Source organism: Bradyrhizobium sp. (genome assembly GCF_019244115.1).
Taxonomy (GTDB): domain Bacteria; phylum Pseudomonadota; class Alphaproteobacteria; order Rhizobiales; family Xanthobacteraceae; genus Bradyrhizobium.
Genome location: NZ_JAFATE010000815.1, coordinates 1 through 3676, shown reverse-complemented (window position 1 = coordinate 3676; position 3676 = coordinate 1). Strand labels below are relative to the sequence as shown.

Below are 3676 nucleotides of genomic sequence, written 5' to 3'. Positions count from 1 at the left end.
TTCAAGGCTTTTGCGGAACCAGAGCGCATAGAGACCCGGCAAATACAGCAAGGTCAGGAAGGTCGCAACGAACAGACCACCCATGATGGTGATGGCCATCGGTCCCCAGAACGCCGAGCGCGACAGCGGGATCATGGCGAGGATCGCCGCCAGCGCCGTCAGCACCACCGGACGGGCGCGGCGGACGGTGGCCTCCACGATCGCCTCCTTACGGGTCAGGCCGTGGGAAACATCGGTCTCGATCTGGTCGACCAGGATCACCGTGTTGCGCATGATCATGCCGGCGAGCGCGATCAGGCCGAGCAGCGCCACGAAGCCGAACGGCTGGGCCGCGACGTTGAGGCCGAGCGAGGCCCCGACGATGCCGAGCGGCGCGGTCAGGAACACCAGGAACAGCCGCGAGAAACTTTGCAGCTGGATCATCAACAGCGTCAGCATCACCATGACCATGACCGGGAACAGCACGAAGATCGAGGCATTGCCCTTGGCCGATTCCTCGAACGCGCCGCCCGCCTCGATCCGGTAAGCCGGCTCGAGATGGTCGCGGATCTCGGCCAGCTTCGGCCAGATCTGGTTGGTGACGTCGGGCGCCTGCACGCCGTCATTGACGTCGGAGCGGACCGTGATCGCCATGTCGCGGTTGCGCCGCCACAGGATCGGCTCCTCGTGGGAATACTCGATCTTCGCGATCTGCTGCAGCGGCACGGCGACGCCGTTCTTCGAGGTGATGGTGAGATCTCCGACATGGGCGAGATCGAGCCGTTCGGAGGGCACCGCGCGGGCGACCACGCCGACCTTCTCGATTCCGTCGCGGATGGTCGTCACCTGGGCGCCGGAGATCAGCATCGACAGCGCCTGCGAGACGTCCTGGGGGGTCAGGCCCAGCGCACGGGCGCGATCCTGATCGACCACGAGCTTCAGGAAGGGGGACTGCTCGTTCCAGTCGAGCTGCACATCCTTCACGTTCGGGTTCTGCCTCATGACATCGCGCACCTGGTAGGCGATCTCACGCACCTTGTTGGTGTCGGGACCGATTACGCGGAACTGAACGGGGAAGCCGACCGGCGGGCCGAAATTGAAACGGTCGACGCGCACCCGCGCTTCGGTCAACGCGCCATCGGCGACGGCGTTCTCGATCTTCGCCTTGATTCTTTCGCGCGCCTCGACATCCCTGGCGACGATCACGATCTCCGCAAAGGCCTCGTTCGGCAGCTGCGGGTTGAGGCCCAGCCAGAAGCGCGGCGAGCCCTGCCCGACATAGGCCGTATAGGTCGCGATGTCGTTGTCGCCCTTGAGCAGCTTTTCAGCCTTCTCGACGGACTTCTCGGTGACGTTGAACGCCGTGCCCTCCGGCAGGCGGAGCTGCAAAAACAGTTCCGGACGCTCCGATAGCGGGAAAAACTGTTGCTGCACATGGCCGAAAGCGACGATCGACAGGACGAACACGCCGACGGTTGCCACCACCGTCTTGACGCGATGCTCGACGCACCATTGGATCACGGCACGCAGGGTCCGGTAGATGCGGGTCTCATAGACCGCATGCGGATCGTGGTCGTGATGCACCTTGATATTGGGCAGCAGCTTGACGCCGATATAGGGCGTAAAAATCACTGCGACGAACCAGGAAGCGACCAGCGCGATCGCCACGACCCAGAAGATGCCACCGGCATATTCGCCGACCGCGGAATTGGCAAAGCCGATCGGCAGGAAGCCGGTCGCGGTGACCAGCGTTCCAGTTAGCATCGGAAAGGCGGTGGATTCCCAGGCAAAGGACGCGGCGCGGATGCGGTCCCAGCCCTGCTCCATTTTCACCACCATCATCTCGACCGCGATGATGGCGTCATCGACCAGCAGCCCGAGCGCGATGATCAGCGCGCCCAAGGTGATGCGGTGCAGGTCAAGCGACATCCCCTTCATGGCAATGAAGACGATAGCCAGCACCAGCGGCACCGAGGCTGCGACCACGAAACCGGTGCGCCAGCCGAGCGCGAGAAAGGAGACGAACAGCACGATCGCGAGTGCCTCGATGAAGGAGTCCACGAACTCGCCCACCGCACGCTCGACCACTTTCGGCTGGTCGGCGATCTTCTCGACGCCGATGCCCTGCGGCACCGCCTTCATGAAGTCGGCCGTGGCGGCGTCGACGTCCTTGCCGAGCTCGAGGATGTTCGCACCCTTCGCCGTGACGACGCCGATGCCGATCGCGGGCTTGCCTTCTTGGCGCACCTGAAAACTCGGCGGATCGACATAGCCATGCGTGACGGTCGCGATATCGCCGAGGCGGAACACCCGCCCGTTGCTCTCGACCGGCGTCTCGGCCACCGCCTGCGCGCCGTCGAGCGCGCCGGTGACGCGAAGCGGCACGCGCTGCGCCGAGGTTTCCACCGTACCGGCCGGCACCACGTTGTTCTGCTTGGCCAGCGAATCGAACAGCGCCTGCGGGGTGATGCCGAGAGTGGCGAGCTTGGCATGGGAGAACTCGACGTAGATGCGCTCGTCCTGCGTGCCATACATATCGACCTTGGTGACGCCATTCACCTTCAGCAGGCGCTGGCGCATCGCCTCGGCGACCTTCTTGAGCTGGGCATAGTCGGCGCCGTCACCGGTCATCATGAACAGGATGGAATCGACATCGGAGAACTCGTCATTGACGACGGGACCCAAAATGCCCTGGGGCAGTTCGCCCTGCACGTCGACGAGCTTCTTGCGCAGGAGATAGAACAGATAGGGCACGTCCTTTGCAGGCGTGTTGTCCCGGAAGGTGACCTGCATCGCGGTGAAAGCGGGTTTCGAGTAGGTCTGCACCTTCTCGAAATAGGGCAGCTCCTGCAGCTTCTTCTCGATCGGGTCGGCGACCTGGGCCTGCATTTCCTTGGCGGTCGCGCCCGGCCACATCACCGAGACGTTCACCACCTTCACCGTGAAGTACGGGTCCTCGGCGCGGCCGAGCCCGCGATAGGAGAAGAAGCCGGCGACGCCGAGCATGATCATCAGGAACAGGATGAGAGTCGGATGGCTCACCGCCCAGGCGGACAGATTGAAACGCTTCATCTTTAAGCCTCCAATACAAGCACCGGCTTCTGTTTGTGTTGTTCGTCATTCCGGGGCGCGTGGAAGAGGCGAACCCGGAATCTCGCTCCACAACTTCTGGATTCCGGGTTCGATGCTACGCATCGGCCCCGGAATGACTGGCAACTAGAACGACAGCGACGAGACGACCCTGACCTTCTGGCTCGGATCGAGCTTCTGCACGCCGAGCGTGACCACCTTGGCGCCTTCCGCGACGCCGCCCGAAATCAGCACGTCGCCGCTCTCATAAGCCTTCACGGTGACCGGCCTCAGCACCACGTCGCCCTTGTCGTCGACCACGTAGAGCGAGGGTTTTTCGCCTTCATTGAACAGCGCCGACAGCGGCAGCCGCGCAACGCGGTCGGTCGCGGGATCGGCCAGCGTCAGTGTCGCCGTCATGCCGAGCGAGACGTTGTCGTCGGCGTCCGGCAGCGAGAATTTTGCGAGATAGGTGCGCGTGGCGGGATCGGCGTTGGGCGCGATCTCGCGCAGCTTTGCGACGTACTTCTTGTTGGGATCGGACCACAGCGTGACGCTAGCGATGCCGGACTTGGCACGGCCGAGCAGCGTCTCCGGGATCGCGACGACGGCTTCCTTCTCGGCCAGC

Annotated in this window: 2 protein-coding genes; both read right to left on the bottom strand. The window is 63.6% G+C overall.

Annotated elements, in window-relative coordinates:
- Positions 1–3051, bottom strand: a 3051-nt coding sequence (locus tag JOZ76_RS34640) for an efflux RND transporter permease subunit (protein WP_291705874.1), incomplete at its 3' end; no start/stop codon positions are given.
- Positions 3052–3195: 144 nt separating this feature from the next.
- Positions 3196–3676, bottom strand: a 481-nt coding sequence (locus JOZ76_RS34635) for an efflux RND transporter periplasmic adaptor subunit (RefSeq protein WP_291705873.1), incomplete at its 5' end; no start/stop codon positions are given.